Annotated in this window: 28 protein-coding genes; 11 read left to right on the top strand and 17 right to left on the bottom strand. The window is 62.6% G+C overall.

The genetic code is table 11. The features are described from left to right. Positions 1-233: 233 nt before the first annotated feature. Genes DBIPINDM_RS42210 through DBIPINDM_RS42190 form a run of 5 tightly spaced genes read left to right on the top strand, consistent with a single transcriptional unit; the run spans position 234 to position 4,740 of the window. On the top strand, positions 234-1,385 hold the full coding sequence (locus DBIPINDM_RS42210; protein WP_258589858.1) for an FAD-dependent monooxygenase: 1,152 nt from the start codon (positions 234-236) through the stop codon (positions 1,383-1,385). Then, complete coding sequence (locus DBIPINDM_RS42205; protein ID WP_258589857.1) at positions 1,382-2,206, top strand: alpha/beta fold hydrolase; 825 nt, start codon at positions 1,382-1,384, stop codon at positions 2,204-2,206. Before DBIPINDM_RS42210 ends, DBIPINDM_RS42205 begins: the two co-directional genes overlap by 4 nt. Next, positions 2,203-2,958, top strand: a complete 756-nt coding sequence (locus tag DBIPINDM_RS42200; RefSeq protein ID WP_318036973.1) for an Asp/Glu racemase — start codon at positions 2,203-2,205, stop codon at positions 2,956-2,958. Before DBIPINDM_RS42205 ends, DBIPINDM_RS42200 begins: the two co-directional genes overlap by 4 nt. A gap of 11 nt (positions 2,959-2,969) precedes the next feature. Further along, entirely contained in the window at positions 2,970-3,659 is a 690-nt protein-coding gene (locus DBIPINDM_RS42195) for an N-carbamoylsarcosine amidohydrolase (RefSeq protein ID WP_258589856.1), read from the top strand. Between the two features lie 55 nt (positions 3,660-3,714). Further along, positions 3,715-4,740 (top strand): leucyl aminopeptidase, encoded by a 1,026-nt coding sequence (locus tag DBIPINDM_RS42190; RefSeq protein ID WP_258589855.1) that lies wholly within the window; start codon positions 3,715-3,717, stop codon positions 4,738-4,740. Between the two features lie 178 nt (positions 4,741-4,918). On the opposite strand, the gene DBIPINDM_RS42185 is transcribed toward DBIPINDM_RS42190, so the two are convergent. From DBIPINDM_RS42185 to DBIPINDM_RS42165, 5 genes are all read right to left on the bottom strand, one after another. Next, positions 4,919-5,839: a 5'-methylthioadenosine phosphorylase gene (locus DBIPINDM_RS42185; protein WP_318036972.1), complete on the bottom strand. Its 921-nt coding sequence runs from the start codon at positions 5,837-5,839 to the stop codon at positions 4,919-4,921. Between the two features lie 15 nt (positions 5,840-5,854). Continuing rightward, complete coding sequence (locus DBIPINDM_RS42180; protein WP_258589853.1) at positions 5,855-6,646, bottom strand: ABC transporter permease; 792 nt, start codon at positions 6,644-6,646, stop codon at positions 5,855-5,857. Next, positions 6,639-7,526 carry an ABC transporter permease gene (locus DBIPINDM_RS42175; protein ID WP_318036975.1) on the bottom strand — a complete coding sequence of 296 codons (888 nt, stop codon included), beginning with the start codon at positions 7,524-7,526 and terminating at the stop codon, positions 6,639-6,641. The genes DBIPINDM_RS42180 and DBIPINDM_RS42175 overlap by 8 nt, the downstream gene beginning before the upstream one ends. A gap of 2 nt (positions 7,527-7,528) precedes the next feature. Next, positions 7,529-8,566 carry an ABC transporter ATP-binding protein gene (locus tag DBIPINDM_RS42170; RefSeq protein WP_258589879.1) on the bottom strand — a complete coding sequence of 346 codons (1,038 nt, stop codon included), beginning with the start codon at positions 8,564-8,566 and terminating at the stop codon, positions 7,529-7,531. A gap of 63 nt (positions 8,567-8,629) precedes the next feature. Continuing rightward, entirely contained in the window at positions 8,630-9,673 is a 1,044-nt protein-coding gene (locus tag DBIPINDM_RS42165) for an ABC transporter substrate-binding protein (RefSeq protein ID WP_258589851.1), read from the bottom strand. A gap of 209 nt (positions 9,674-9,882) precedes the next feature. Between DBIPINDM_RS42165 and DBIPINDM_RS42160 the strand changes: the two genes are divergently transcribed. Beyond that, positions 9,883-10,881 (top strand): LacI family DNA-binding transcriptional regulator, encoded by a 999-nt coding sequence (locus tag DBIPINDM_RS42160; protein WP_258589850.1) that lies wholly within the window; start codon positions 9,883-9,885, stop codon positions 10,879-10,881. Between the two features lie 868 nt (positions 10,882-11,749). Here the strand turns inward: DBIPINDM_RS42160 and DBIPINDM_RS42155 are convergent. The 6 genes from DBIPINDM_RS42155 to DBIPINDM_RS42130 all read right to left on the bottom strand — a co-directional run bounded on the left by DBIPINDM_RS42155 (position 11,750) and on the right by DBIPINDM_RS42130 (position 17,143). Further along, entirely contained in the window at positions 11,750-12,478 is a 729-nt protein-coding gene (locus DBIPINDM_RS42155) for an ABC transporter ATP-binding protein (protein ID WP_258589849.1), read from the bottom strand. Next, entirely contained in the window at positions 12,478-13,242 is a 765-nt protein-coding gene (locus DBIPINDM_RS42150; protein ID WP_258589848.1) for an ABC transporter ATP-binding protein, read from the bottom strand. Before DBIPINDM_RS42150 ends, DBIPINDM_RS42155 begins: the two co-directional genes overlap by 1 nt. Before the next feature lie 2 nt (positions 13,243-13,244). Continuing rightward, positions 13,245-14,207: a branched-chain amino acid ABC transporter permease gene (locus tag DBIPINDM_RS42145; protein ID WP_258589847.1), complete on the bottom strand. Its 963-nt coding sequence runs from the start codon at positions 14,205-14,207 to the stop codon at positions 13,245-13,247. Continuing rightward, positions 14,204-15,115 (bottom strand): branched-chain amino acid ABC transporter permease, encoded by a 912-nt coding sequence (locus DBIPINDM_RS42140; RefSeq protein WP_109660147.1) that lies wholly within the window; start codon positions 15,113-15,115, stop codon positions 14,204-14,206. The genes DBIPINDM_RS42145 and DBIPINDM_RS42140 overlap by 4 nt, the downstream gene beginning before the upstream one ends. Before the next feature lie 122 nt (positions 15,116-15,237). Beyond that, entirely contained in the window at positions 15,238-16,359 is a 1,122-nt protein-coding gene (locus tag DBIPINDM_RS42135) for a branched-chain amino acid ABC transporter substrate-binding protein (protein ID WP_258589846.1), read from the bottom strand. Positions 16,360-16,507: 148 nt separating this feature from the next. Beyond that, entirely contained in the window at positions 16,508-17,143 is a 636-nt protein-coding gene (locus DBIPINDM_RS42130) for an RraA family protein (RefSeq protein WP_258589845.1), read from the bottom strand. 239 nt (positions 17,144-17,382) lie between these two features. On the opposite strand from DBIPINDM_RS42130, the gene DBIPINDM_RS42125 reads away from it, so the two are divergent. Genes DBIPINDM_RS42125 through DBIPINDM_RS42105 form a run of 5 tightly spaced genes read left to right on the top strand, consistent with a single transcriptional unit; the run spans position 17,383 to position 22,034 of the window. Beyond that, positions 17,383-18,159, top strand: a complete 777-nt coding sequence (locus tag DBIPINDM_RS42125) for an SDR family NAD(P)-dependent oxidoreductase (RefSeq protein WP_258589844.1) — start codon at positions 17,383-17,385, stop codon at positions 18,157-18,159. Between the two features lie 6 nt (positions 18,160-18,165). Continuing rightward, positions 18,166-18,828, top strand: coding sequence for a 5-oxoprolinase subunit PxpB (pxpB, locus tag DBIPINDM_RS42120; RefSeq protein ID WP_258589843.1), 663 nt, complete (start codon positions 18,166-18,168; stop codon positions 18,826-18,828). Continuing rightward, positions 18,825-19,805, top strand: coding sequence for a biotin-dependent carboxyltransferase family protein (locus DBIPINDM_RS42115; RefSeq protein WP_258589842.1), 981 nt, complete (start codon positions 18,825-18,827; stop codon positions 19,803-19,805). The genes pxpB and DBIPINDM_RS42115 overlap by 4 nt, the downstream gene beginning before the upstream one ends. Further along, entirely contained in the window at positions 19,802-20,965 is a 1,164-nt protein-coding gene (locus tag DBIPINDM_RS42110; protein WP_258589841.1) for an epoxide hydrolase family protein, read from the top strand. The genes DBIPINDM_RS42115 and DBIPINDM_RS42110 overlap by 4 nt, the downstream gene beginning before the upstream one ends. Before the next feature lie 37 nt (positions 20,966-21,002). Next, positions 21,003-22,034 carry an Ldh family oxidoreductase gene (locus DBIPINDM_RS42105; protein WP_258589878.1) on the top strand — a complete coding sequence of 344 codons (1,032 nt, stop codon included), beginning with the start codon at positions 21,003-21,005 and terminating at the stop codon, positions 22,032-22,034. Between the two features lie 54 nt (positions 22,035-22,088). Here DBIPINDM_RS42105 and DBIPINDM_RS42100 read toward each other — a convergent pair whose 3' ends face one another. The 6 genes from DBIPINDM_RS42100 to DBIPINDM_RS42075 all read right to left on the bottom strand — a co-directional run bounded on the left by DBIPINDM_RS42100 (position 22,089) and on the right by DBIPINDM_RS42075 (position 26,684). Then, the gene (locus tag DBIPINDM_RS42100; RefSeq protein WP_258589840.1) at positions 22,089-22,379 is read right to left on the bottom strand and encodes a DUF1330 domain-containing protein; all 291 of its coding nucleotides are present in this window, start codon (positions 22,377-22,379) and stop codon (positions 22,089-22,091) included. Between the two features lie 72 nt (positions 22,380-22,451). Next, positions 22,452-23,258 (bottom strand): LamB/YcsF family protein, encoded by an 807-nt coding sequence (locus tag DBIPINDM_RS42095; RefSeq protein ID WP_183459514.1) that lies wholly within the window; start codon positions 23,256-23,258, stop codon positions 22,452-22,454. 11 nt (positions 23,259-23,269) lie between these two features. Beyond that, positions 23,270-23,665, bottom strand: a complete 396-nt coding sequence (locus DBIPINDM_RS42090) for a biotin attachment protein (RefSeq protein ID WP_258589839.1) — start codon at positions 23,663-23,665, stop codon at positions 23,270-23,272. Then, the gene (gene accC / locus DBIPINDM_RS42085; protein ID WP_258589838.1) at positions 23,655-25,028 is read right to left on the bottom strand and encodes an acetyl-CoA carboxylase biotin carboxylase subunit; all 1,374 of its coding nucleotides are present in this window, start codon (positions 25,026-25,028) and stop codon (positions 23,655-23,657) included. Before accC ends, DBIPINDM_RS42090 begins: the two co-directional genes overlap by 11 nt. 4 nt (positions 25,029-25,032) lie before the next feature. Further along, the gene (locus DBIPINDM_RS42080; protein WP_258589837.1) at positions 25,033-25,473 is read right to left on the bottom strand and encodes an acetyl-CoA carboxylase biotin carboxyl carrier protein; all 441 of its coding nucleotides are present in this window, start codon (positions 25,471-25,473) and stop codon (positions 25,033-25,035) included. A gap of 8 nt (positions 25,474-25,481) precedes the next feature. Then, positions 25,482-26,684 (bottom strand): pyridoxal phosphate-dependent aminotransferase, encoded by a 1,203-nt coding sequence (locus DBIPINDM_RS42075; RefSeq protein WP_258589836.1) that lies wholly within the window; start codon positions 26,682-26,684, stop codon positions 25,482-25,484. Positions 26,685-26,803: the final 119 nt, after the last annotated feature.

Genomic DNA, 26,803 nt, shown 5'->3' with positions numbered 1-26,803 from the left:
AACACATGAAGGGGTTCACCAAAAAGAGTGTATACTCTATAATATCTGTTTTCCATGCCATGTCAAAGCTTAGCTTGCCTCGCCCCGAAATTAGCCAATTTGTGCGAAATATGGCCAACTCGTGTACGCTAACTGGTGATTTGCCAGCATGGTTATGGCCATTGACATTTAGAGTGTGTACTCTATAAAAAGACCAACTGGCTGTCGAAACCCATCGGGAGGTCATCAGGTCCATGCCAATAAAGACGCAGATCGCGGTCATAGGTGCCGGGCTTGGAGGGGCTGCGGCGGCGGCACTTCTTCAGCAGGCCGGCCTTCGTGTCGACGTTTTCGAACAGGCGCCAGCCTTTGCGCGCATCGGTGCGGGCATCCACATGGGCCCGAACGTCATGAAGGTGTTCCGCCAACTCGGGATGGAAGACGCTGTCGTCGCCATGGGCTCCAAGCCCGATTTCTGGTTCAGCCGTGACGGGCGCTCTGGCGACTATCTTTCCCGGATCCGGCTCGGCGCGTTCGCCGAGAAGGAATATGGCGCTCCTTATGTGACCGTCCATCGCGGTGATCTGGCCGCGCTTCAAGTCTCGCTGCTGCGGCCGGAAAACCTGCACTTCGGCAAGCGGCTGGACGCGGTGACGGACAATGGCGCCGGCGTCGAGCTCAGCTTCGCCGACGGCACTCGAGTCACGGCCGACATCGTTATCGGCGCCGACGGCATCAATTCGAAGGTCCGTGAAGCTCTGCTCGGCGAGGAGAAGCCGAACTACAGCGGCTGGGTCGCCCACCGGGCGGTGATTTCGTCCGATAAGCTGAGCCGCTACGGCCTCGACTTCGAAGATTGCGTGAAATGGTGGTTCGAGGACCGCCACATGATGGTCTACCACACCACCGCGGACCGCAGCGAATACTACTACGTCACCGGCGTTCCCCATCCGGCCTGGGACTTCGATGGAGCGTTCGTGCCGTCCAGTCGCGAAGAAATGCGGCAAGCTTTCGCCGGCTGCCATCCGGTGGTGGACTCGCTGATCGACGCGAGCGACGAGGTTACCAAATGGCCGCTGCTAAACCGCAAACCACTGCCGGTCTGGAGCGAGGGGCGGATGGTGTTGCTCGGCGATGCCTGCCATCCGATGAAGCCGCATATGGCGCAGGGTGCGGCCATGGCGATCGAGGACGCGGCCATGCTGGCGCGATGTCTCGGCGAGACCGGGACCGGCAACTACGCATCGGCCTTCGCCCTCTACGAGGCAAACCGCAGGGATCGCGCCTCGCGCGTGCAGGCGGTTTCCAACGCCAACACCTGGCTGCGCAGCCAGGAAGACCCGGCCTGGGTGTTCGGCTACGACGTCTATGAGACGCCGCTGCAGAGCAGCGAGGCGGCGCAGTGAGCGCGGCAACGGTCACAGGCGCAAATGTCGCAGCCAACGGCATCCGCCAGCACTACCTGCATTATCTCGGCGCGGGAGCGCCGTTGGTGCTGGTGCCGGGCATCACCAGCCCGGCAGTGACCTGGGGCTTTGTCGCCGAAAGGGTTGCTCGTGAATTCGATGTTTACGTCCTCGATGTGCGCGGCCGCGGCTTGTCGCAATCCGGCCCGGACCTCGACTACCGCCTCGACAGCATGGCCGACGACCTCTCGGGCTTCATCGCAGCGCTTGGTCTTTCCGGCGTGACGGTGCTCGGCCATTCGATGGGCGCGCGCATCGCGGTCCGCGCGGCGACGCGCAACCCGGCCGGTATGGCACGGCTGCTGCTGGTCGACCCGCCCGTCTCGGGTCCGGGCCGGCGCCCCTACCCTTCGAAGCTTGCCTGGTATGTGGATTCGATACGACAGGCGGAAAGGGGCATGGACGCCGATGCGATGCGCACCTTCTGCCCGACCTGGAGCCGTGAGCAACTCGCGCTGCGGGCAGAATGGCTGCACACCTGCTTTGAGCCCGCCATCGTGACGGCCTTCGAAGGCTTTCATACCGACGACATCCATCGCGATCTGCCCGGCCTTCCGGTCCCCGCCGGCCTGATGGTGGCGACGCGCGGCGGCGTCATCGAACCTGCCGACGAGGCGGAAATCCATTCCCTCAACCCAGGCATCAGCATAGAGCGCGTGCCCGATGCCGGACACATGATCCCCTGGGACAATCTCGAAGGGTTTCTGGCCGCGGCTGACCGGCTGCTCGGAACCGCTCTGGCAGCGAGGAAAGCAGCATGACCACGAAACCGTTCCGGATCGGCCAGATCGTGCCGAGTTCCAATACGACCATGGAAACCGAGATTCCAGCGATGCTTTTGGCGCGCCAAGGCATACGGCCCGAGCGTTTCACCTTCCATTCGAGCCGCATGCGCATGAAGACGGTGAGCAAAGACGAGTTGGCTGCCATGGACGGTGAGTCGGACCGCTGCGCCGCCGAACTTTCGGATGCCCGCGTCGATGTGCTCGGCTACGCCTGTCTGGTCGCCATCATGGCGATGGGGCTCGGCTACCATCGCGAGTCGGAGGCGCGGCTGCGCGCCCGAACACAGGAGAATGGGACTGACATTCCCGTCGTCACCAGCGCCGGCGCCCTGATCGATGGGCTCAAGGTGCTGCAGGCCAAGCGCATTGCCGTCGTGGCGCCCTATATGCGGCCGCTGACTGAACTCGTGGTCAACTACATCCGCGAGGAGGGTTTCGAAGTCGTCGACTGGCGCGCGCTTGAGATCCCCGACAACCTCGACGTGGCGCGCCACGATCCGGAAAACCTGCCCTGCATCGTTGCCGGCATGAACCTCGAAGGCGTCGACGTGGTCGTACTGTCAGCCTGCGTGCAGATGCCGTCGCTGCCGGTCATCGCTAAGGTCGAAGCTCTTACCGGAAAACCCGTGCTGACGGCGGCGGTCGCAACCACCTACGGCCTGCTGAAGTCGCTCGGACTTGAGCCAATTGTCCCCGGCGCTGGCGCGCTGCTTTCCGGCGCGTACTGAGGGAGGCCGCCATGACGCAACCGGCAATTCCCATAGAGGCCGAAACGCAGGCGGCGGCCGACAACTACAGCGGCGTCTGGGGCCACCGCATCGGCTTCGGGCGCAGGCCGGCGCTGCTGGTGATCGACTTCATGAAGGCCTATACGACACCCGGCGCACCACTGTTCGCGCAGGGCGTGGTGGAGGCCGTCGCGCGCACGCCCGAGCTGCTGGCAGCGGCGCGCCAGGCCGGCGTGCCGGTGATCCATACCAACATCCTCTACCGGGCGCCGAACTGCGCCGATGGCGGGATCTGGGTGAAGAAGGCGCCGGTGATGGCCGCGTTGGTCCCCGGTAGTCCGCTGGCCGAATTCTGCGACGGCGTCGAACCGTTGCCTGGCGAACTGGTCATCACCAAGCAGTATGCCAGCGCCTTCTTCGGCACCAGCCTGGCGTCGATGCTGCACGCCGATGGCATCGACACGGTCATACTCGCCGGCTGCTCGACCAGCGGCTGCATCCGGGCAAGCGCCGTGGACGCGGTCCAGCACGGCTTCCGAACCATCGTGGTCAGGGATTGCGTTGGCGACCGGCACGCCGGGCCGCATGAAGCCAACCTATTCGACATCGATGCCAAATATGGCGACGTCGTCGGCCTGGAGGAGGCGCTGGAAGAAATCGGGCGCGCCGGCCGGCGAAGGGCGACCGAGCAGAATGCATGACCGAACCTCATAACCTGGGCCGCGACGCCGCCCGCATTGCAAAGGAGATCGCTGGATGGACCGCAACGTTCTGACTGAAATCTGCCTGCACCAGCTCACGCTCAGCGGCGTGCATGAAGGGGAAAAGGTCATCGTGCTGTCGCAAGGCAGCGAGCGCCTTGACTATGCTGACGCCTTTCTCGCGGCCGGCCAGCGCCTAGGTGCACGCATGTACCATATGCGCCTGCCCGCGCCGCTGCCGGGCAATGGCGCCTGGGCGGTCGGCGAGACCGGCCTGGCGGCCAATCCTGAGGCGGTCGAAGCGCTGAAGCAGGCCGACATGGTCGTCGACCTCATCTTCCTTTTGTTCAGCCCGGAGCAGATGGCGATCCAGGCGGCGGGCGCGCGCGTTTTGACGGCGGTCGAACCTGCGCCGCTGCTCGCCCGGCTGCTGCCGACCAAGGAATTGCGCGAGCGCGTGGAGGTCGGCGAGGCGCTTCTGTCGAAGGCGAAGACCATGCGCATCACCTCCCGCCATGGCACCGACGTGGTCTACAAGCTCGGCGTCTATCCGACGGTTGGCGAATACGGCTACACCGACCAGCCCGGGCGCTGGGACCACTGGCCAGCGGCCTTCGTCTTCACCGGCGGCGCCGACGACGGCGTCGACGGCAAGATCGTGCTCGCCCCTGGTGACGTGCTTTTGCCATTCAACACCTATGTCCGCGAGCCTGTCATCTACACGATCGAAAAGGGCTTCGTTCAGGACATCCGCGGCGGCCTCGAGGCGGAACTGATCAAATCCTACATGGGCGAGTTCAAGGACCCGCGCGGCATGGGCATGAGCCATGTCGGCTGGGGGCTAGACCACCGCGCGCAGTGGCACGGCCTGACGCAGTTTCCGGGCGGCATGGGTATGGAGCTGCGCTCCTTCTATGGCAACGTGATGTTCTCGACGGGCCCGAACAACGAACTCGGCGGTCCCAACGACACCGCCTGCCACCTCGACATTCCGATGCGTGGCTGCAGTCTTTTCCTGGATGACGAGCCGATCGTCGTAGATGGAGACATCGTCATCAAGGAAATGCAGCACCGCCAATAGAGGTGACTGCCGGCACCCGATCAGCCTCAAGGCCTGAGGCTGATCTATGTGCGATATGGAGCATGACTCGTGGTCTGACGGAAGCGGACCGGACGCTTCGAGCAAGGGCGTTCAAATGCGAACTCTCAGTTCGACGCGAGCTTCGTGGTGAGTGACAAATCCAGACTCCATCGCTGCTTCAGAACCGAGTAGAACGCTCTGCCGGCTGAGGCGACTTCAAGCCCTGGCAAGAGCATTCAGGGTTAGCTGGAAATCGTGCCACGGTCTCCAGCGCCACCCTCGAGGCGGTCATGGAGAGGCTCGGCAATACGTCCTCCTGCAGCAATTGCTGGCGATTGCGGTCCATATAGTCGTTGAAACCTGCCGTCACGAACGCAAGAGGCACAAAACACGCGCCGATCTCGCGCGACAGGGTCGCCTCAGGGGCGATCGAATGATTGAGCACATCCGCTCCCATGCTTCGAAACGCCAAGGCTTCGGCCGGAGTGGTCAGTCGCGGCCCGTAACAGTGGGCAGCCACCAACTGCTGTTCGATGCCATGCACGCGGAATTCGGCTGGCCAGTGACGGCGGGCCGTTTCGACCAGAACCGCCGCACATCTTGGACATACGATCTGCTTGCCCGAGCAGTCGAAGCTCTGGCGGCCGGGAAGCAGTGAAAACGGGGTCTGCGTCAGTTCGATGATATCGGCGTTCACCACCATGTCGCCGGGCTTGATCGCCTTGTTGACGGCGCCAATGGTCGAGCAGGAGAGGACTTGCCTTACACCCGCGTTCATCAAGACCCAGAACGCCCGGCGATGGCAGGAATGGTCGATATGGTCGCGCGGATTGCCGTGCGAATACATGCACAAGGCGCGTTTCGGTTTGCCTTCGGCGGTGATTGATGCATCGAACTCAAGCAGCTTCCAGTTGTCGCTGCGGCCGAAAGGCGTCTCAAAGCTCATGTCTCGCCGCAAGGTGCGCACGCCATCGACTTCGACATCCTCCGGAAAGGCGAGCCCCCAATTTGCGGACCCGGTAATGATCGCCAATCCCACCTGGGGTATGCCTGTTGAGTGATCCGCCAGATCGTCGGCTAGATGATGATTGATAGGCATGTTTTCCAGTCTCGATCAGGGTTTTTGGCGAAGGGTCACGATCAGGACAGCGGCCACGACGATGGCGGTCCACACGGTCGAGATCGCCGCAATGGTCGGATCGATCTGATCGCGCAGCGACAGGAACATGAGCTTCGGCAGGGTGCTGTTTTGGCCACTTGCGATGAAGATCGAAATGACAGACTCGTCGAGCGAAGTCAGGAAGGCCATCAATGTGGCCGTCAACAAACTGATCCAAAGTTGCGGAACGATTATGCCGCCAATGGCTCGCGCCCAGTTTGCACCGAGGCTACGCGCCGCCTGGACCTGGTTCCAGTCAAAGCGGGCGAGAGCGGGCAACAACACAATGCACGCCACCGGAATGGCCAGCACCACATGCCCGACCAGCACGCCGAACAGCGTTCCAACCAGACGTTGCGCCGCCAGAACAAAGAACAGACCGATCGCCAGCAGTATGCCCGGCACAATGGACGGGGTGAGCAGAACGCCCTGAATGGCTACGGCGGCCTTTCCGCCGAGCCTGTTCATCGAGATGCAGGCCAACAGCCCCAGGGGTACCGCGATCAGCGCTGTCAGTGTCCCGAGGATCAGGCTCACCCTGAGCGCGGCCATCCACGTCGCCGAACCAAAGAAATTCTCGTACCAGCGAAACGAGTATGCGCGCGGCGGAAACTCGAGAAGATTGGAGGCCGAAAACGAGAGTGGCACGACCACCAGCGTCGGCAGCATCAAGAACGCCAAGACGAGCGCGGAAAAGCTCCACAGGAGGATGCGGGCCAACCTGTTGTCCGGATAAGCTTCAAGCATGGGGTGTGCCGACCTTGTTGCGCATCAACAGTCGCCTTGCCGTCAGGAACATCACGCCGATCAGGCACATAAGAACGAGAAGCAGAATGCCCAGAACGCTCGCCGAGCCCCAATCCTGAAAGGTCGACAGCGTGCGCTCGATCCGGGTGGAAAGAGGATTTACCTTGCCGCCGCCAAGCACCGCCGGCGTGATGAAAAAACCTATGGTGTAGATGAAGACGATGAGCGAACCCGAGAAGATGCCGCCGGCCGAAAGGGGCAGAACCACAGTGCGGATCACCTGTCCGAGGGTGGCCCCCATGCTCGCCGAAGCACGAACGAGATTTGCGTCGATATCGCGCATGGCGGCATAAACAGGCAGCAAGAACAGCGGCAGCATATAGTGAGCCATGCCGATGAGCGTTCCGGTGAAATTGTAGACAAGCGGCAATGGCTCCGCCGTGAGGCCTGAACCCGTCAACGCCGCGTTGATCAAGCCATCGCGGCGCAGGAGCACCAGCCAGCCATACGTACGCACCAGGATAGAGGTCCACAATGGCAGCATGACGAAGGCCATCAGCACGTTGGCCACCCTTGGTGTGGCGCTGGCCAGAGCAAGCGCCAGGGGGATACCAAGAAGAATGCAGATCGCCAGTGTGCCAAACGAAAGCTCAAGGGTTGTGAGGAGTGCCGACCATGTCAGTCCACTCGAAAGCACCTTCTCGTAATTGCCGACGGTATACTCGCCCCCCGTGGTCAGGAAGGATTGGCGGATGATCCAGACGATGGGCAGTATCGCCGCCAGCCCAACGATGAACAGCGCCGGCAGCGAAAGCGAGAGGAAGAACCGGCGCTCACGCCGCGCGTCCGCCGCGAGCCCGGGATCCATGGTAACGGTCACGGTCACGCTCCCGCTCCCGGTAGCGCATGTACCTTCTCCGCTGGCGCATACGCGGTCACCCGCTGGCCGGTGACAAGTTCGGCGCAGCCGGCGGCCAGCGTTGCCGGAATACTGGCAAGAACCTCTTGACCACCGTCAAGCGCCAGAGTGAGAAGCCAGTTTTCGCCGCGAAATGCCTTGGCGCGCAACGTTCCCTCGAGCGCCACGCCGTCTTGCCCGACCAGCTTCGCATCCAGATGGAAGCTTTCCGCGCGGATCACCAGGGTCTCGCGTGACGCGTCAGCGCCGCCGATTTTGCGCACTGCACCCGGCGCCATGATGTTGGCCTCGCCCATGAATTCCGCGACGAAGCGCGTCGATGGACGATCGTAAATTCGCTGCGGCGGGTCGATTTGCTCGATGCGGCCGGAATTCATCACCGCGACCCGGTCGGACATGGTCAACGCTTCGCGCTGGTCGTGCGTTACATAAATCGTGGTGACCCCCAGATCATCGTGAAGCCGCCGGATCTCATGCTGCATGGTCTCGCGCAGATTCTTGTCGAGCGCCGACAGCGGCTCGTCCATCAACATCACGCGCGGTTCGAAGACAATGGCCCGCGCCAGCGCCACCCTCTGGCGCTGGCCACCGGACAGGGCGGCAATGTTGCGCTCAGACAGACCTTCCAGTTTCACGCGAGCCAAGGCGCCGAGGGCCCGCTGACGGGCTTCGGCTTTCGGTGTCTTGCGCAGCGCCAACGGATACTCGACATTGGCCAGGACGTTCATATGGGGAAACAGCGCATAGTTCTGGAACACTATGCCGATGTCGCGCTTGTTGGGGGCCAGGCGGGTGATGTCCCGATCCCCCAGCAGGAGTTTACCTCGATCGGGCCGGACAAAACCAGCCAGGGCCATGAGCATCGTGGTCTTGCCCGATCCGGAAGGCCCCAAAAGGGTGAGGAACTCGCCAGCGCGAATGTCGAGCGAGACATCGTCCAGCGCGACGAAGGACCCGTAGGCCTTGCGCACGCTGTCGATGGTGATCGGGAACGACTTCATCACAGACTCCAGCGAGACCGAATTCACTTTTCGGGATCATGCTCCAGGCTGACGAATCGGGCCTTAGCGGTTCATCATTTCATCGAAGGCCTTTTGAGCGACCTCGCCGTTCTTGAGCCACCAGTCGGCATTCGAGTACACCGACGTGCCAGCGTTTTCAGGCGCGGTCGCCAGGGTCTTCAGGCGGTCTTTCGGGATGAGGCCCCCCTCATACGCGGCGGGGTTGACCGGGCCGTATGCAATGAAATCGGTCAGCTTCGCCACGCGCGCGGGCTGAGTCATGGCGGCGATGAGCTTCATGGCCGCTTCCTTGTTCGGCGCTCCCTTCGGCACCCCAAGGCAGTCCGTGCCGACGACGGAACCCTTGAACGTGTAGTCGGCCGCGCCGCCATCTGCTTTCACCGTCTGCGCTCGTCCGTTCCATGTGACGACCAGATCAGCCTCGCCGTCCTTCAGCAATTGCGCGGATTGGGCTCCCGAGGTCCACCAGACCGAGACATTCGGCTTGATCGCTTCGAGCCGCTTGATGGCGCGCTCCAGGCCGTCCGGCGTGCTGAGCGTGGGATAGACGTCCGCCGGCGCCACGCCATCGGAGAGCAGCGCGATTTCGATCAAGTCCTGCGCATTGGCGCGCAGCGCTCGCCGGCCCGGGAATTTGGCGGCGTCCCAGAATTCCGCCCAGGTCTTCGGCGGGTTTTCGCCATAGGTCTTGGTGCTCCATGACATCACGGTGCCATAGGAGTCGAATGGATAGCAGTAGTCGGACTTTGCGCCGGCCGGCACGGATTTGGGATCGATGATCTTGTAGTCGAGCGGCTCCAGCAGCGACTGCGCGGCAGCCTGCGCGCCTTCCGGCGAGCCGAGGTGGATGATGTCCGTGGTGACCGCACCTGCGGTAACCTGCATCTTCAGAGCGGCCAGGCCGTCGCTCTGTGTCTCCTCGCGGACCTCATAACCCAGCTCTTTTGCAGCGGGTGCCCACATAGCCTCCTTAATGGCGTTGCCATAGTCCCCGCCTGCCGTCGTGATGGTGACTGTTTGGGCAGAGGCGGGCATTGCAGCCGAGACTGCGATTGCCGTCAGAAAAACGCGTGGTAGCCAGGACATGTGTTCTCCTCTCAGGGTCGTGCGATGTTATTTATGTCGATCTTTTTTGCAATCGTAACGTTACGATTGCCTCGAAAGAGTTAAGAGTCAAGTGGTATTCGAGCAGGTTTTGGTTTGCCGTGAGTCCGGATTTGACCGCTGGGTCGAATCCGGTAACGTTACGATGCCAAGCAAATCAGCCGGCGTTTTCGCAAACAAAGTCGGGCGACATGGCCAATCTGAAACAGATCGCGGCGGAACTTTCCCTTTCGGTGACCACCGTGTCGCGCGCACTGAAAGATGGCCCGGAAGTGCATCCCTTGACCATCGCGCGCGTCAAGGAGGTGGCGGCGCGGGTCGGCTATGTACCGGATCATCACGGCCGCGCGCTCAGAACCGGACGGACCCTGACGCTGACGGCAGTGCTCCCGATGGAGACAATCGAACACCTGTCCGATCTGGCAAAGCTTCCTCTGATCGAAGGCATGACGCTGGCGGCGCGGCAAGCGGGTTATAGTCTGTCGATCTATTCCACCACGCCCGACGACGATCCCGTCGCAAGTGTAGAGCAACTGCTCCAGGCGCGCAGTGCAGACGGCCTGATCATCACGCGCATGGTCTCGGGCGATCCTCGCGTCAAGCTGCTGCTCGATCGAGGCATACCGTTCGTCGCGTTTGGAAGAACCGATCTGGACATCGCCTATCCCTATGTCGACATCGACAATGAGCAGATCGCCTACGATGCCACCCGGCGGCTTCTAGACAAAGGATGCCGACGCGTTGCCCTGCAACTCCTCGTGCCGAAGGATCAGGCGAGCGCCATGCGCCTTTCAGGCTATGGAAAGGCCATGGCCGAAGCAGGCATTCCAGTCGACCAATCGCTGATCGGCCACGGCACATTCACGATGGAATCCAGCGCGGACTGGTTCGATCGCCTGCTGGGGTCGTCAGATCCGCCAACTGGCTTGGCGTGCGCCAACGAACTGGGCCTTCTCGGGGCATTGCACGTTCTTGGCAAAAGAGGTCTTGTGCCGGGGAGCGACGTCCACATTGTCAGTCGTGACAGCACGCGGCTGGCACGCTTTCTGCCGGCGAGAATTGACGTTCATTCCGTCGACATGACCGGGGTCGGACGTATGCTCGTCGAAGTGCTCGAGAGGCGGATCACAAATCCGGTCGGACCGGTGGAGAAAATCTTGTTCAAAGGTCAATTCGACCCTGGGGAATAGTCAGACCGGAAGAGGTCGAACTTGAGACAGGACGCGTCAAGGGCAAGGTCGCCATCAAGGTCAAATAGTAACCTCCAGCGTAGGGCTCGTGCTGACGTTCACAACAAGGGAGGGCACGCGCGCCAGAAATTCGATGCCTCTTCAAATTTTTCCTCAAACCGGATCCAATGTCCCTATTTGTCTCATAAGCAAACGCAATTCGGGCGGAGGCGCGACCCAGAAAGTTCGAAAAGCTTCCAGGAACCCCAGGCAAACTGGACGCCGCAGCGGACAATGAGGCTCACGGATATCCCAGCGAACATCCGCATTGGAGCGGTCAATATCGTCGGCAGAAGAGCGTCCGAGAAGGGCTGTCGGTGGCTCCGTCGTGGGAACGAAAAAAGAAGAGAAGCAGAACTTTCGTGTGCGATTTTTGCACACAACATCTCGTAACTAACTGATTATATTTAGGTATCTGCCCCATCCATCATAGGCGCCGCAGCAATTCTTCGCTCTATCTTATTCATTTCATTATCTTTTTTCAGCCTCAGTCCGTCCAATGCCCCGTTGGAAAGACTGAACAATTTGGAAAGAAGCGCGCAGCCGAACGCAACCGGATTTACGATTTTGCCGACGCAAACGGAAGGCTATTTAGCATATCACGCCGCTCACTGCACACATGGTGCACACGAAAGCTTCCGTCGTCGTCACTGACCAGATCATCGACCAGACGACCATCAGGAACTGCGCGCCCTCGCCCAACAAGGCTTCAATGTCCAGGTCGCCCGCCCGCCTGTGGGATATCGCCGAAACGTTAACCGGTGAGCAAAAAGCATGACGCAGTGGTTCGTTCATACAGTCCAAGCCTTGGCGGCTCTACCAGCTATAGCTAGGCAGCGACACCACCTAAATAGGCGCTGATGACCGCTTCATTGCTTGCAAGATCACTGCCTGGCCCCTCAAGGACAACGCGCCCGGCCTTGAGAACATAGCCGTAGTCGGCGAATTTCAAGGCGACTTTGCTGTTTTGCTCCACGAGCAGGATGGTCACGCCTTCGCGGTTGAGGCGCTGGACGATGTTCATGACTTCCTTGATCAGTTGCGGCGCCAGGCCCATTGACGGTTCATCGAGCAGGAGCACTTTGGGCGCGGCCATGAGGGCTCTGCCGATCGCGAGCATCTGCTGCTCTCCTCCAGAGAGGTTCCTTGCATCGCCATTCTTTCGGCGCGCCAGGATGGGAAAGAGTTCAAAAACGTGATCCAGCCGCCGCCGGCGCTCGGCGTCGTCGGCAAGCGTAAACGAGCCCAGGTCAAGGTTCTCCTTGATCGTCATGTCGCCGAAAATACGCCTACCCTCCGGAACGTGGACAAGCCCGCGATGCGGCAAGCGATGGGCCGGGACCTTGGTTACGTCCTCGCCCAGGAAGCGGACATTTCCAGAGGACGCCGCAATGAGGCCGGACAGCGTGCGCAGCACCGTGCTTTTGCCGGCGCCGTTCGCGCCAAGCAGGGCGACGATCTGGCCGCGTTTGACCGAAAGGCTGACGCCATGAAGCGCTTCGATGGCGCCATAGCGGGCAACGATACGGTCCGCGCTGAGAACGATCTCGGAGTCCATCAATCCTCCGTGCCGAGATAGGCTTCGATGACCCTGGGGTCCGCGCGGACGGCCTCCGGCGCACCATCGGCGATCTTCTGACCGTAGTCGAACACGACGATCTTTTCCGACACTTGCATGACCAGCCCCATATCGTGTTCGATCAGCAGGACGGTGACGCCGGTTTCATCGCGAATGCGGCGGATCAGGTGGACAAGGTCCAGCTTCTCGCGCTCGTTCAGGCCGGCTGCGGGCTCGTCGAGAAGGATAAGCTCGGGTGTCGACGCCAACGCCCTCGCGAGTTCGAGCCGCCGTTGATCGCCGTAGGAAAGGCCGCCGGCATGGCGATGCGCATGCTCGGCAATGCCGACGAAATCAAGCCAGCGCATGCCGACCGCGCGGATCGCCTCTTCCTCGCGCCGCTGCGACGGCAAGTGCAGCATGGCCGACACGATGCCATGACGGCTGCGGCAATGCTGGCCGGACATGGCGTTTTCCAGAACGGTCATCTCCTTGAACAGCCGGATGTTCTGAAACGTGCGGGCAAGCCCGAGCGCGGTGATGCGATGCGGCGGCAAACCGGTAATTGGCCGGCCGCCCAGGCTGATCGAGCCGCCCTTCGGCTTGTAGAAGCCGGTCAGGCAATTGAAGAGCGACGTCTTGCCGGCGCCATTGGGTCCGATGAGGCTGTTGATGGCGCCTTTCTCCACCGAGAACGAAATGTCGTGAAGGACCTTCAGTCCCCCAAAACTGAGGCGCAGATCGCGGACTTCGAGCAAGGCCATGGTCAAACCCGCTTGTCCGGCCAGAGCCCGTTCGGCCTGAAGAGCATGATCGCCAGCAGCGCAACCGCGGTCACCAGGGGGCGATAGGTACCCGCGCCGCGCAGCACCTCTGGAAGCAGGGCCACGAGAATGGCGCCCAGGACGACGCCAGGAATGCGGCCCATGCCACCCAGGACGACGCCGAGCAGGATGAGAAGCGATTGGTTGAAGGTGAAACTCTCCGGTGAGATGGCCGTCATCTTGGCGGCGTAGAGGCACCCCGCCACCGAGGCAATCACCGCCCCCATCATATAGGCCTGCAGCTTGGCGGTGACACGGTTGATGCCGATGCCGGCGGCGGCGTCCTCGTCATAGCGAACGTAGAACCAGGCTCGTCCCATCCGCGACCGCTCGACGCTCAGGCAGACGAAGGCGGTGAGCAGCGCCAGCACCAGGAACGCATAGTAGAAGTGCTGCACCTGCATCAGCTTGAAGCCGAAAATCTCCGGTCGCTCAATGCCAATGAGACCGCTGGCGCCACCGGTGATGTCGAGGTTGCGGGCGATGATGCGTACGATCTCGCCGAAGCCCAGCGTCACGATCGCCAGATAATCGCTGCGCAGCCTCAAGGTCGGAGCCCCGATCATGATGCCAGCCACGCAGGCCGCCGCCATCGCGACCGGGATGGTGAGCCAGAAGTTGAACCCGAATTCTGCGGTCAGGATCCCTGACGTGTAGGCGCCGACCGCGAAGAAGGCGGCGTAGCCGAGGTCGAGCAGGCCGGCATAGCCGACGACGATGTTGAGGCCGAGGCACAGAACGACATAGAGCAGCGCCGTGGTCGCCACCTCCGTCACATAGGCGTTGGCGAACTGCGGCAACACCAGCGCGACGGCTAGTGCCGCCAGGCCGGGCAGCACGACGGACCAGCGCATCAGTCGCGGTTGCCCGGCGGCCGGCACGCTTCTCACTTCGTCGATCATCACACCCGCTCCACGACAGAGCGGCCAAGAAGGCCGGTCGGCTTGAACACCAGGAACAGGATCAGGGTCCCGAACACGAAGACGTCACGCCACTCCGATCCGACGAAGGGCAAGGACGAACCGAAAGCCTCGAGCAGGCCGAGCAGCAAGCCGCCGAGCATGGCACCGGGCACGCTGCCGATCCCGCCTATGACAGCGGCGGTGAAGGCCTTGAGCCCCATGATGAAGCCCATGAAGAAATGGACACTGCCATAATAGGCGCCGGCCATGACCCCGCCGCCGGCGGCGAGTGCCGAGCCCATGAAAAAGGTCAAGGCGATCACCCGGTCGACATCGATGCCCATCAGGCGGCTTGCCCCCATGTCGATGGACACGGCGCGCATCGCCTTGCCGTACATGGTGCGTGACACAAAGGCCTGCATGCCGGCCATAAGAGCGATGGAGGCAGCCACCAGCACCATCTGCGTGTAGGTGATGTGAACTGTGGAAATGTCGACACCGGCAAAACCGAGGTCGGTGTTGAAGGCGTAGTGGCGTCCGCCCGTCAGGGCAAGTGCGGTGCCGTTCAGCACCATCGAGGCACCGAGGGCCGTGATCAGAATGGAGAGGCGCGGCGCATTGCGCATCGGCCGATAGGCGAAGCGCTCGATGACGACACCGAGCAAGCCGACAACCAACATCGACACCAGCAGCGCGCAGACCACGCCCAGCCAGCCGTTGCCGACCCAGATGCCGACGAAGGAAAACACGATGAGGCCGACGAAGGCGCCATTCATGTAGATGTCGCCATGGGCGAAATTCAGCAGCTTGATGACGCCGAAGACCATGCTGTAGCCAAGCGCGATCAGGGCATAGAACGAGCCGACGATAAGGCCGTTCACCAGTTGCTGAATAAGCAGGTCGAGCGTCATGGGTGCTCCGGGTGCGGAATTGAGAACGTCTTGCCGGGGCGCAACGTCAGTGCGCGCCAGACAATCGGCAGCGATGCCGAGGCCGGCACAAGGCCTGCCTCGACATCAACTCTGTTTGCCCCCTATTCGACAGCCACCCACTTGCCGCCCTTGGCGACCACTGGGCGGAAGTTTGACGTCTGCAGCGTGTTCTTGTCGGTGAACTTGATTTCACCGGCAAGTCCCTTGAAGTCGCTAGCCTTGAGCGCCTCGATGATTGCCTTTTGGTCCGTCGACTTGGCCCGTGTGACAGCATCGACGATCAGGTCGCCCACGTCATGGGACAGCGCCGCATAGGCGCCGGCGTCGCGGCCATAGGTTTCCTTGTACTTGGCCTTGAAGTCGGCGGCGCCAGACAGGAGGTCCACGGTGGGCGGGGACAACAGGTACACGCCCTCACCGGCCGAGCCGGCGATCTCCAGATATTCCGGCGAATTGTTGCCGTCGCCGAGTACGATGCCGCCCTGGAATCCAGCCTGTCGAAGCTGCTTGGTGAGCAGGGCGCCACCGGCATGGTAGGCGGTCCAGAAGACTGCGTCCGCGCCGCTCGATTTGATCTTGGTGACGACCGCCGAATAGTCCTGCTCACCGGCAGTGGTCGTCTCCTTGGTGGCAATCTCGCCGCCGGCACCCTTGAAGGCTTCGGCTGTCAGCTTGGCCAGGTCAGACGAATAGGCATCGCCTTCGTCTATGACCGCGATCTTCTTGTAGCCGTTCTTCTTGAAGAGCTCGACAGCCGTCGTCGCCTGCATGTCGCCGGTTGAATTGGCGAGGAAGGCATTGCCCTGATTGGCGGCAACCAGCTTGGTCGAGTTCGCTCCGATGATGACGAACGGAATGCCGGCGTCGCCATAGATCTTCAATGTCGGCAACACGGCGCCCGAGCAGTAGCCGCCGACGATGGCGGTCACGCCCTCCGAGACAAGCTTGCTGCCTGCGGTCACCGCCTGCTGCGGATCGCAGGCGTCGTCGGCGGTCGTGGTGATGATCTTGTCGCCGTTGACGCCGCCTTTGGCGTTGACGGCATTGATCGCCATCTTCACGGCGTTCTCCATATCCTGCCCCTCACTGGCCAGTTGGCCAGTCATGGGAGCCACGATGCCGATCTTGACGTCGGCAGCCGCGGCCATCGTGGTCATAGCCAGCCCGGCAAGGGCGGTGGCGCAAGCTAGCCTCTTGGCAAGCCTCTTGAAGGAAACAACCATTATTCTCTCCATTTTCCCCTGTTGGTGCATCCAGGCGGCGTGCCCGAAATGCATTGTTTCGCCCCTCTGTTAGCTGCGGAGCGGTTATGTTGAGCAAGATCGCCAGCCGGCCATGCGATTTCTCACCGGCAGGCTCCTGATCCGCCGATCAGTGACTGCCGCTGGAAGCCCGGGCATAGGCTCCCTGATAGCGGTTCTCCTGGATGCTCTGCATGATCTCGGCCTCGCGGGCTTCCTGCGCCCGGACGGCGGCCAGCAAGGCCGCGGCGCCGTCCATTGGAAATGCCACGACGCCATCTTCGTCGCCGACGACGATGTCGCCAGGACCGACAACCATGCCGCCTATGCAGACGGGAACATTTATGGCTCCTGGACCATCCTTGTAAGGTCCGAGATGGATGGCCGACCGCGCGAAGCATGGGAACGAATTGCGGCCGATGGCACCAGCATCGCGAATGGCGCCGTCGATGACAATGCCTGCGGCGCCGCGCGACGCCGCGACGCTTGTCATGATCTCGCCGACCAGCGCGCGCCCCTCATAGCCACCGCCGTCGACGACAATGACGTCGCCGGGCTGCAACAGATCGAGCGCACGATGGATGAACTGGTTGTCGCCGGGGCGGGTCCTGACCGTCAGCGCCCTCCCCGCCATGACGCCGCTCACCCGATGAAACGGCCGCAACCCGACAGCGCCGGGGACACGAGCGAGATTGTCGCTGATCAACGGCGTCGCAAGAGCGCGGAACGCGTCGATCAGTTCGCTTTCCTGTGATCCATCCGCCATCGCTTGCACTCCTCGTCGTCAGCACTTTTTATGAATATAGTATCCAATCACACTTAATTCGGTGGAGTCAACTGGCCTTGCGGTGGCCGGCAGAAAAAAGCCAAAACGGCTTAAGGTGGCGCAAGACCAGCCAGAATGACCCAACCGCTCCACCCGTCCGGGCTTGCAATGACGTCGAAGTTCAAGATAGATTGGATAACATATCCATAAATGTCATGATTGTGAAAAGGGATTGGGTTGTGAAGCACGCAGGAAAAGTCGTGATCGTCACCGGGGCGGCACGAGGCCTGGGCCTTGCCTGCGCCGAGCGCTTTCATGCCGATGGCGCCAAGGTGGTGCTTGTCGACGTCCAGGCCGATCGCGGACGCGAGCATGCCGAACGTCTTGGCGAGCGTGCCGCCTGGCTATCGGCGGACCTCTCCGAATGCACCCAGGAAATGGCAGCCGATGTTGTGGCCAAGGCCACGGAGCGATTCGGCGGTGTCGACGTCCTCATCAACAATGCCGGCATCATCCATCTGGACGATTTCGTCGACTTCCCCGAGGAAGCCTTCGACCTGGTTCAGCGCGTCAATCTCAAGGCGCCCTTCCTGCTCGGGCAGGCCGCGGCAAGGGCCATGATCGCGCAGGGAAGCGGCGGCTCGATCATCAACATGTCGTCGATCAATGCCATCCTGGCCATTCCCAATTCCGTCGCCTATGCCGTGTCCAAGGGTGGCATCAAGCAGTTGACGGCGGTGATGGCCGTCGGATTGATTCCGCATAACATTCGCGTCAACGCCATCGGCCCCGGCACCATCCTGACCGACATGGTCAAGAGTTCGGTCATGGCCAGTGAAGCGCAGCGCCAGACCATCCTGTCGCGCACCCCGAGTGGCCGCTGCGGCGAGCCTTCGGAGATCGCCAGCGTCGCTTCTTTCCTGGCCAGCGACGACGCTTCCTATATCGTCGGCCAGACCATCTATCCGGATGGCGGCCGCCTGATCCTTAACTATACGGTGCCGGTGAAGGACTGACCGCCCATGGTTGTCGGTACGCCCCACATCAGTCTTGCGGGATCAGCCGCGCTACTGCTCGACGGCGCGCAGGGGGCTTTCGATGACGCCACCCAGGAGCTGGTCTGGGCGGTAGCCAATGCCGCGCTGAGCCTTGAGGGAGTGCGCGAGGCCGTTCCCGGCATGAACAACCTGCTGGTGGTGTTCGACCCGCTCGCCACGGACGCCCACGGCGTCTGCGATCAGCTGATGTCGCTCTGGGCTAGCACCGATTCCCATGCGGTGACCGGCACGCATCATACCATTCCCGTCAACTATGGCGGCTCGCGCGGCGAGGACCTCGCCGGCTGGGCCGCGCATTGCGGCCTGTCTGTCGACGAGACCGTCAGGCGCCATGCGGCGGCCACCTACTCCGTTGCCGCCATCGGCGCCATGCCGGGCTTTCCCTATCTGTCCGGTCTCGACCCGCTGCTTGCCTGGGCAAGGCGCAGCACGCCTCGCCTGAAGGTCACTGAGGGCGCCGTCATCATCGGCGGTGCGCAGGCGGGTGTCATGCCTATGACTGCGCCGTCTGGATGGCACATAATCGGCCATACCGACGTGAAGCTTTTCAACGCCGAAGCGGAATTGCCCGTGCTGCTCAGGCCCGGAGACAAGATCCGATTCGCAATCGCCGGGATCGAGGCATGATCGAGATCCTCACCACCGGCCTGCCGAACACGGTCCAGGATCTCGGCCGGCCCGGCCATCTTGCGCTGGGGGTCAGCCATGGCGGCGCCATGGACAGGCAAGCGCTGGCAATCGCCAATCTCATGCTGGGCAATGATCCCTCGGCTGCCGGGATCGAGGTCGCGCTTCATCCGTTCCGGCTGCGCGCGCATGTCGACACCGCGGTCGCTATCACCGGCGCGGATTGCGCCGTCAGCGTCGGTAACCGGCCCTGCCCGCCCTGGTGGGCCATGACGATCCGCGCTGGCGAGACCCTTGTCCTCGAAGCACCGCGCATCGGTGCGCGTTGCTATATCGCCTTTGCCGGCGGCCTCGATCTGCCCGTGGTAATGGGTTCGCGCGCGACGGATGTGAAGGGTGGCTTCGGGGGGCTCGGCGGGCGCGGCCTGTCGCGCGGCGACCGGCTTGCGCTCAACCCGGCGCAATGCCGGCTTCCCGCAGGCGGCATCGGCGCAGCGCTGGAAGAGCGACGCGGCGCGGTGGACGGCTTTGCCTCGGCAATCGAGTTGCGGGTTCTGCCGGCCGCCGAGTTCGACGCCTTCACCCCTGAGGCCCAGGCGGCCTTCACCGGAAGCGGATGGAGCATCACCAACGACGCCAACCGGATGGGATATCGCCTTTCCGGAGAGACGCTCTCGCTCGTCTCACCGATGGAATTGCTGTCGCACGGCATCGTACCCGGCACTGTCCAGGTGCCACCGTCCGGCCAGCCGATCATCCAGCTTGCCGATGCCAACACTTGCGGCGGCTATCCGAAGATCGCAACGGTGATCGAAGCCGACCTGTGGCGGCTCGCACAAGCGCCTGTCGGCGCGCGCCTGCGTTTCTCTGCAGTCTCGATCGAAGCGTCGACGGAAGCGCTTCGCACGAACCGGCAGCGACCCCGCGACTTTATCGCCGCCCGGAACCTCATGGTCGGCGAGCAGAGGAGCCCATGAAAATTCGCCCCTTCACCATCGAGATCGCCCAGTCTGAAATCGACGATTTGAACAAGCGCATCTCGAACTGGCGCGAGCCGGACCAGTTGCAGGCAATAGGCTGGGCGCAGGGAACAGAGCACGAGGAACTGCGCCGACTTATGCAGCACTGGCGCACCGGCTTCGACTGGCGCAAGCAGGAAGCCGCCTGGAACGCCCATCCGCACTACCAGACGGATATCGGCGGCCAAACCATCCATTTCATCCATGCGCGCGCCGCTGTTGCGACCGGCAAAACGATCATACTGACCCATGGCTGGCCAGGCAGCGTCTTCGAATTTCATGAGCTGATCCCGCTTCTGACCGACCCGCTCTCGCATGGCGGAAGACAGGAGGACGCCTTCAATGTCGTGATCCCGTCGATTCCCGGCTATGGCTTTTCGAGCCGGCCGGCCAAGCCTGGTCTTAACCTGTTCACCGTCGCCGACCTTTGGGCCGAGTTGATGAGCCGTCTCGGCTACAAACGATATCTCGCGCAGGGCGGCGATCTGGGCGCCAGCGTGTCGACCTGCCTGGCGCACGCGCATCCAGACAGTCTCGCCGGGGTGCATCTGAATTTCATCCCCGGCTCATACTCACCTCCTCACGATGCAGGCCCAGACGGTGACTTGACGTCGGAAGAACGCGCCTTCCTGGAACGGAAAGCCGGATGGGCGGATCTTCATGGCGCCTATGCTCATATTCAAGGCACGCGTCCGCAAACGCTTGCCTACGGGCTGACGGATTCGCCGGTCGGACTGGCAGCCTGGATGATCGAAAAATTCCGCGACTGGAGCGATTGCGATGGCGATCTGGGCAATGCTACTTTTTCGCGCGACGACATGCTCGCCAACATCTCGCTTTACTGGTTCACCCGGACCGTCGCTTCGTCGATGCGGCTCTATTGGGAAACGCGCGCCCGCCCGCTTGCATTCCCGCCCGGCACGGCGATCGACATCCCGCTTGCGGTGGCTTTGTTTCCCAAGGAGCTACCGATGCCGCCAAGGAGCTGGGTCGAGCGTGTCTTCAAGGACATCCGCCGGTGGACAGCGATGCCGCGCGGTGGTCATTTCGCAGCCCTCGAGCAGCCCGCTTTGCTTGCACAGGACCTAAGGGCCTTTGCCGGCGTTCTGGATTTTTAAAGGCAGCGTTTCTTCGCAACCAAACCTGAAGGCAGAAATGACCAACACCGCGATCACCGTCGATGCCCTGCATGAGCGCGTCGATGCAATTTTCCGCAAGGCCGGGCTGAACCCCATCCAGGCCAGCGCCATCACACGGGTCATCGTCGCGGCGGAACGCGACGCCTGCAAGTCGCATGGCATCTACCGGATCGAAGGCGCCCTGCGGACGATCAAGGCCGGGAAGGTAGAACCGGACGCGCTGCCCGAGTTGTTGCCTCAAGACGCTCCCGCCCTCGTCAAAGTGGATGCGAAGCACGGCTTCGCCAACCCGGCCTTCGAACTGGGTCTGCCGGTGCTGGTCGAGCGGGCACGCTCGTGCGGGATTGCCGCTCTCGCGATCAACGATGCGGTGCATTTTTCCGCCCTTTGGGTGGAGGTCGAAAGCTTGACGCAGGCAGGCCTTGCCGGCCTGGCCATGTGCCCGAGCTATGCCACGGTCGCTCCGACTGGTGGCAACGGACCGTTGCTTGGCACCAATCCTTTTGCCTTTGGCTGGCCGCGCGAAGAGCAGCCGCCTTATGTTTTCGACTTCGCGACGTCGGTTGCCGCGCGCGGCGAGATCGAGCTCCATCGCCGGGCCGGCAAGAAGCTGCCGGAAGGCTGGGCGATCGATGTCAACGGCAGGCCGACGACGGATCCGGAAGCTGCCCTGGCAGGCGCCATGCTTTCTTTCGGCGGGCACAAGGGTTCTGCCATCGGGACGATGATCGAGTTGCTCGCCGGCATCATGATCGGCGACCTGACCAGCCCCGAGGCGCTCGATCTACTCGGTACCACGACGCTTTATCCGTCGCATGGAGAGCTGGTCATCGCTTTCTCGCCACAAGCTTTTTCCGCCGGCAGTCCCGGCAATCCGCTGGGTCGTGCCGAAGCCCTGTTCGAGGCGATCGTCGGTCAGGGTGCGCGCCTGCCCTCGCAGCGGCGGTTCCTTGCTCGTGCGGCTTCGGAGAGAGACGGCATCAGTCTCTCCGCCCAGGAAATCGAACAGCTCGACCGTTTTCTCGAGCAAGGGCTGGGCGCCGTTTGAATCGTGAGCCAGCCGGTGGTTCTGGATGCGGCGAAAACGGCGCTGGCATTCAAATCAGTCGGTACCCTCGATGAGGATGAAGTCGGCATCGGCGGCGCCTGCCCGCAGCGCCTTGGCTTCGGCATATTCTGGGCTGTCCCAGAATTCCTTTGCCCTGTCGAAGCTCCCAAACTCGAAAATCACCGTGCGGGCTTTGGGATTTCCTTCCTTGATCAAGGCGGTCTCTGGTTTGACGACGACGCGGGCGCCATATTGTTTTAGCAGATCGCCCGCAACCTTGGCGTAGTTGGAGTAGGCGTCCGAATTGGTGATGGTGACTTGCGCGACAAGATATCCCTTGGCCATCACGACAGCTCCTTGAAAATAGACGAAGTCCGACCTCGTCGCCTGCACAGGCCCCTCGGCGGATAGTGTTTATCAGACGATTGCCGCGAATGCTCTGACGCTGATCCCGTCCTCTTCCAGGCGGGCCCGCACGCGCGCGGCAATTGCGACTGCCGCCGGCGTGTCGCTATGAACGCAGATCGAATCGATTGGTGTCTTGAGCGCCTGCCCGGAAATCGTCTCGATGGCGCCTTGCTTGACCATGCGGACGACCCGTTCCGCCGCCATCTGCGCATCGTGAATGACTGCGCCTTCCAGCTTGCGCGAGACAAGAAAGCCTTCCTCCGTGTAGGCGCGGTCGGCGAAGATTTCGGACCTGACCGTCAGGCCCGCGTCGCGCGCGATCCTGTCCTGGAAGCCGAGCGCAATGGCGAGGCAGATCAGGCCGGGATCGACGGCCTTGACTGCGCGGGTCACGGCTTCGGCGACGCCACGGTCTGTCTGGGTAAGGTTGCCAAGTGCGCCATGCGCCTTCACGTAGCGGATCGGATGGCCGGCATAGGCGGAAAGCGCCTGCGCCGCGCCGATCTGATAGGCGACTAGCCTTTCGATTTCATCCATGGAATGCGGGATGATGCGGCGTCCGAACCCCCACAGATCGGCGAAGCTCGGATGCGCGCCAACAGCGACGCCCTTATCGCGCGCCATCGAGAACGTGGCCGCCATGATCTCGGGGTCACCGGCATGAAAGCCGCAGGCCACATTGGCGGAACTGACGATGTCGAGGATAGCCGCATCGTCGCCGAGTCTGTAGGCTCCGAAACCCTCGCCCATGTCGGAATTGATATCGACCTGTAATCCTTCGGCCGCACCGGCGCTTTCCTCAGTGGTTCGAACCATCGCCTTTGCCTTCACACCAGTTCGTAGAGCGGGGTGCCGTAACCGACGACCGCTCCGTCCTCGATCAGCGCCGCGCCCAGCACGCCGTCTGCCGGCGCGAGCACGGCCTTCAGGCATGGGCCGACCTGCAGGACGCCGACCGTCTCGCCCTTGCGGACCGTCTGGCCAGGTCCGGCAACAGGGTGGCCGGTCGTTGGATGATCGATACGGAACACGCCGACGCCGGGCGCACGCACGCCCTTGAAGACCGTTTCCGCCTTCAGCGCTTCGGCGCCAGCCCTAGGTGTTTCGGCAACCACGGCCTGCATATGCAGGCGCAGCGAAAAGCCGGCCTCGGCCAGCGCGATCTCCCCTATGCCGGCACTTGCGCACCAAGCGGCCAGCCTTTCGATCTCCTCAAGCGTCATCGCCGCCTCGCCCCTCGAGCAGACCGCCTTCAATGAGATGTTCGAGATGATGAATATCGAAGCCTCCGGCGGCGAAGCCGGGCTCCTCCATCAGGATACCGTGCAGCGGTGCATTGGTGGCGATGCCGACTGCCTCCATCTCGCCCAGCGCCCCGCGCATCCGCCGGATCGCCTCGGCCCGCGTCGCGCCATGCGCCAGGAGCTTGGCCACCAGCGAATCGTAATGCGGCGGCACGGTGTAGCCGGAGTAGAGATGCGATTCGACACGGATGCCGGGGCCGCCGGGCGGCGTCCAGCGCTCGACCCGGCCCGGATGCGGCCGAAAGCTGTAGGGATCTTCAGCGTTGATGCGGCATTCGACGGCGTGGCCTTGAATGCGGATGTCTGCCTGGCTGAATGACAACGGTTCGCCGCGAGCGATGCGGATCTGCTCACGCACGATATCGATGCCGGTGACGAGCTCAGTGACGGGATGCTCCACCTGCACGCGGGTGTTCATCTCGATGAAAGAGAAGCGCCCGTCCTCGTAGAGGAATTCGAACGTGCCGGCACCTGTATAGCCGATGGTCAGGCATGCGCGGGCACACAGGTCGCCGATGTCGGCGATCGCCTCGCGGGCGATGCCAGGCGCCGGCGCTTCCTCGATGATCTTCTGGTGACGGCGTTGCATGGAGCAATCCCGCTCGCCGAGCCAGACAGCCCTACCGTGCTTATCCGCCAGGATCTGGATCTCGATATGCCGCGGCTGCTCGAGGAATTTTTCCAGATAGACTTGCGGGTTGCCGAAGGCTCGGTCCGCCTCTTTCACCGCCATGGAAACGGCTTCCATCAGGGCCTGCTCATCGCGCACGATGCGCATGCCGCGCCCGCCCCCACCACCCGCTGCCTTGACGATGACGGGATAGCCGATGGCCTCGGCAATGGCGCGCACCTCTTGCTCGTCCTGCGGCAGCGCACCCTTCGAGCCCGCAACGCACGGAACGCCGGCGGCGATCATCGTGCGCTTAGCGGAGACCTTGTCGCCCATGGTGCGGATCGCCGTCGCGGACGGCCCGACGAAGATGAGGCCGGCGTTTTCGACGGCCTCGGCGAAGGCGGCGTTCTCCGAAAGGAAACCATAGCCCGGATGGATCGCGCCCGCGCCGGTGAGTTGCGCGGCCGCGATGATCTCGGCGATGTTGAGATAGCTCTCCGTCGCGGCAGCCGGTCCGATGCAGATCGCCTTGTCCGCTAGCGTGACATGGCGAAGGCTCGCATCGGCCTCCGAGTGCGCCGCCACCGTTTTCAATCCGAGATCGCGGCAGGCGCGCAGGATGCGCAGCGCGATTTCACCGCGGTTGGCGATAAGGACGGTATCGAACATCGCCTCAGCCCTCGTCTTCCAGCACGAACAGCACGTCGCCGGACTGCACCGCTGCATGGTCGTCGAACGCGATCTGGACGATCCGCCCAGCGCGATCGGATTCCACGACATTGAACGTCTTCATGGCTTCGAGGACGCCGATTTTCTGCCCCTCCGCGACCACATCGCCAATGGCAACCAGCGGCGGTTCGCCTTCGGTGCCGGAGCGGTAGAACACGCCCGTCAGCGGCGCGCGGATAGAATGGCGTGCGATGGGCGGAGATGTCGACGTCTGATCTGGGGAACGTGCGGTTACATCTGGCCCCGGCTGCACCTGCGACGCGGATTGCGCCGACGCCGTATGCCTGGACACACGGACGCGAACGCCGTCGCGCTCGATCTCCAGTTCGGCAACGGGCGAACGCGCGACAAATTCGATCAGCTTCTGGACGAAGTCGAGATCCATCGCCGGCCCTACCGCAGCGCGTCGACAGCCTCGGCGATGCGCCCGATCGCTTTTTCGATCAGGTCCATCGACGTGGCTATGGAAATGCGGAAATGTGGCGACAGGCCGTAGGCCGAGCCCTGCACCACCGCGACCCGCGCCTGATCGAGCAGGTAAAGGGAGAAATCGTTGTCGCTGCCGATAGTAGTGCCGTCCGGGCGGCGACGGCCGATCAGGGCCGAGCAATTGGGATAAAGATAGAAGGCGCCCTCGGGCGTCTGGCAGGTGAGGCCGGGAATGACGCGCAGCAGCTCCAGAGCGCGGTCGCGCCGGGCCTGGAATTCGAGCGCCCGCGGACGAAGAAAGTCCTGAGGACCTTCAAGCGCTGCTATGGTCGCGGCCTGCGAGATGGATGACGGGTTCGACGTGCTTTGGCTCTGCACGGTCGCCATGGCGCGGATCAGATCTTCCGGCCCGCCGGCATAGCCGATCCGCCAGCCCGTCATGGCGTATGCCTTCGACACGCCGTTTACCGTCAGCGTGCGATCCTTCAGCCGTGGCTCGACGCCGGCGATGGTATGGAAGGTTCGCCCGTCGAACAGGATATGCTCGTAGATGTCGTCGGTCAGCACGTGAACATGCGGGTGGTCGAGCAGCACCCCGGCCAGCCCCGCGAGTTCGCCGCGGCTGTAGACGGCGCCGGTAGGATTGGACGGCGTGTTGAGCAGCAGCCATTTGGTGCGCTCTGTAATGGCGGCTCGCAGGGCTTGCGGCGTCAGTTTGAAGCCTTGTGCCTCCGTGCAAGGAACGACCACGGGCTTGCCTTCGCCGAGCAGGACGATGTCGGTGTAGGAAACCCAATGGGGCGCGGGGACAACCACCTCGTCACCGGGGGCCAGTGTTGCCAGCAGGGCGTTGTAGATGATCTGTTTGGCGCCACCCGCGACACTGATTTGCGAAGGCTTGTAGTCGAGGCCGTTCTCGCGCCTGAATTTCCCGGCCACCGCCTTCTTCAGCGCGGCCGTACCGTCCACCGCCGTATAGCGCGTCTCACCCCTGCGCATGGCCTCGTAGGCCGCCTCGACGATGTGCGGCGGCGTCGGAAAGTCCGGCTCGCCCGCACTCAGGCTGACGACGTCGATGCCGGCCGAGCGCATTTCAATGGCCCGCGCGGTGACCGCCATGCTCGGGCTTGGCTTGATGACGTCGAGACGGGGAGCGATGAAGCCCACGGAACAATCCTCAGCATGTATGATATTTGCTACAGATTGGATAATGTATTCTGATTTTCGCGTCAAACCCCTTTTTCTGCGTCGAAGACCGGGTTATGTCTCATTCTGGAGGTGGGTCG

Origin of the sequence: Mesorhizobium sp. AR02 (assembly GCF_024746835.1) — a bacterium.
Classification (GTDB): Bacteria; Pseudomonadota; Alphaproteobacteria; order Rhizobiales; family Rhizobiaceae; genus Mesorhizobium.
This window is presented reverse-complemented; position numbering and strand designations above follow the sequence as displayed.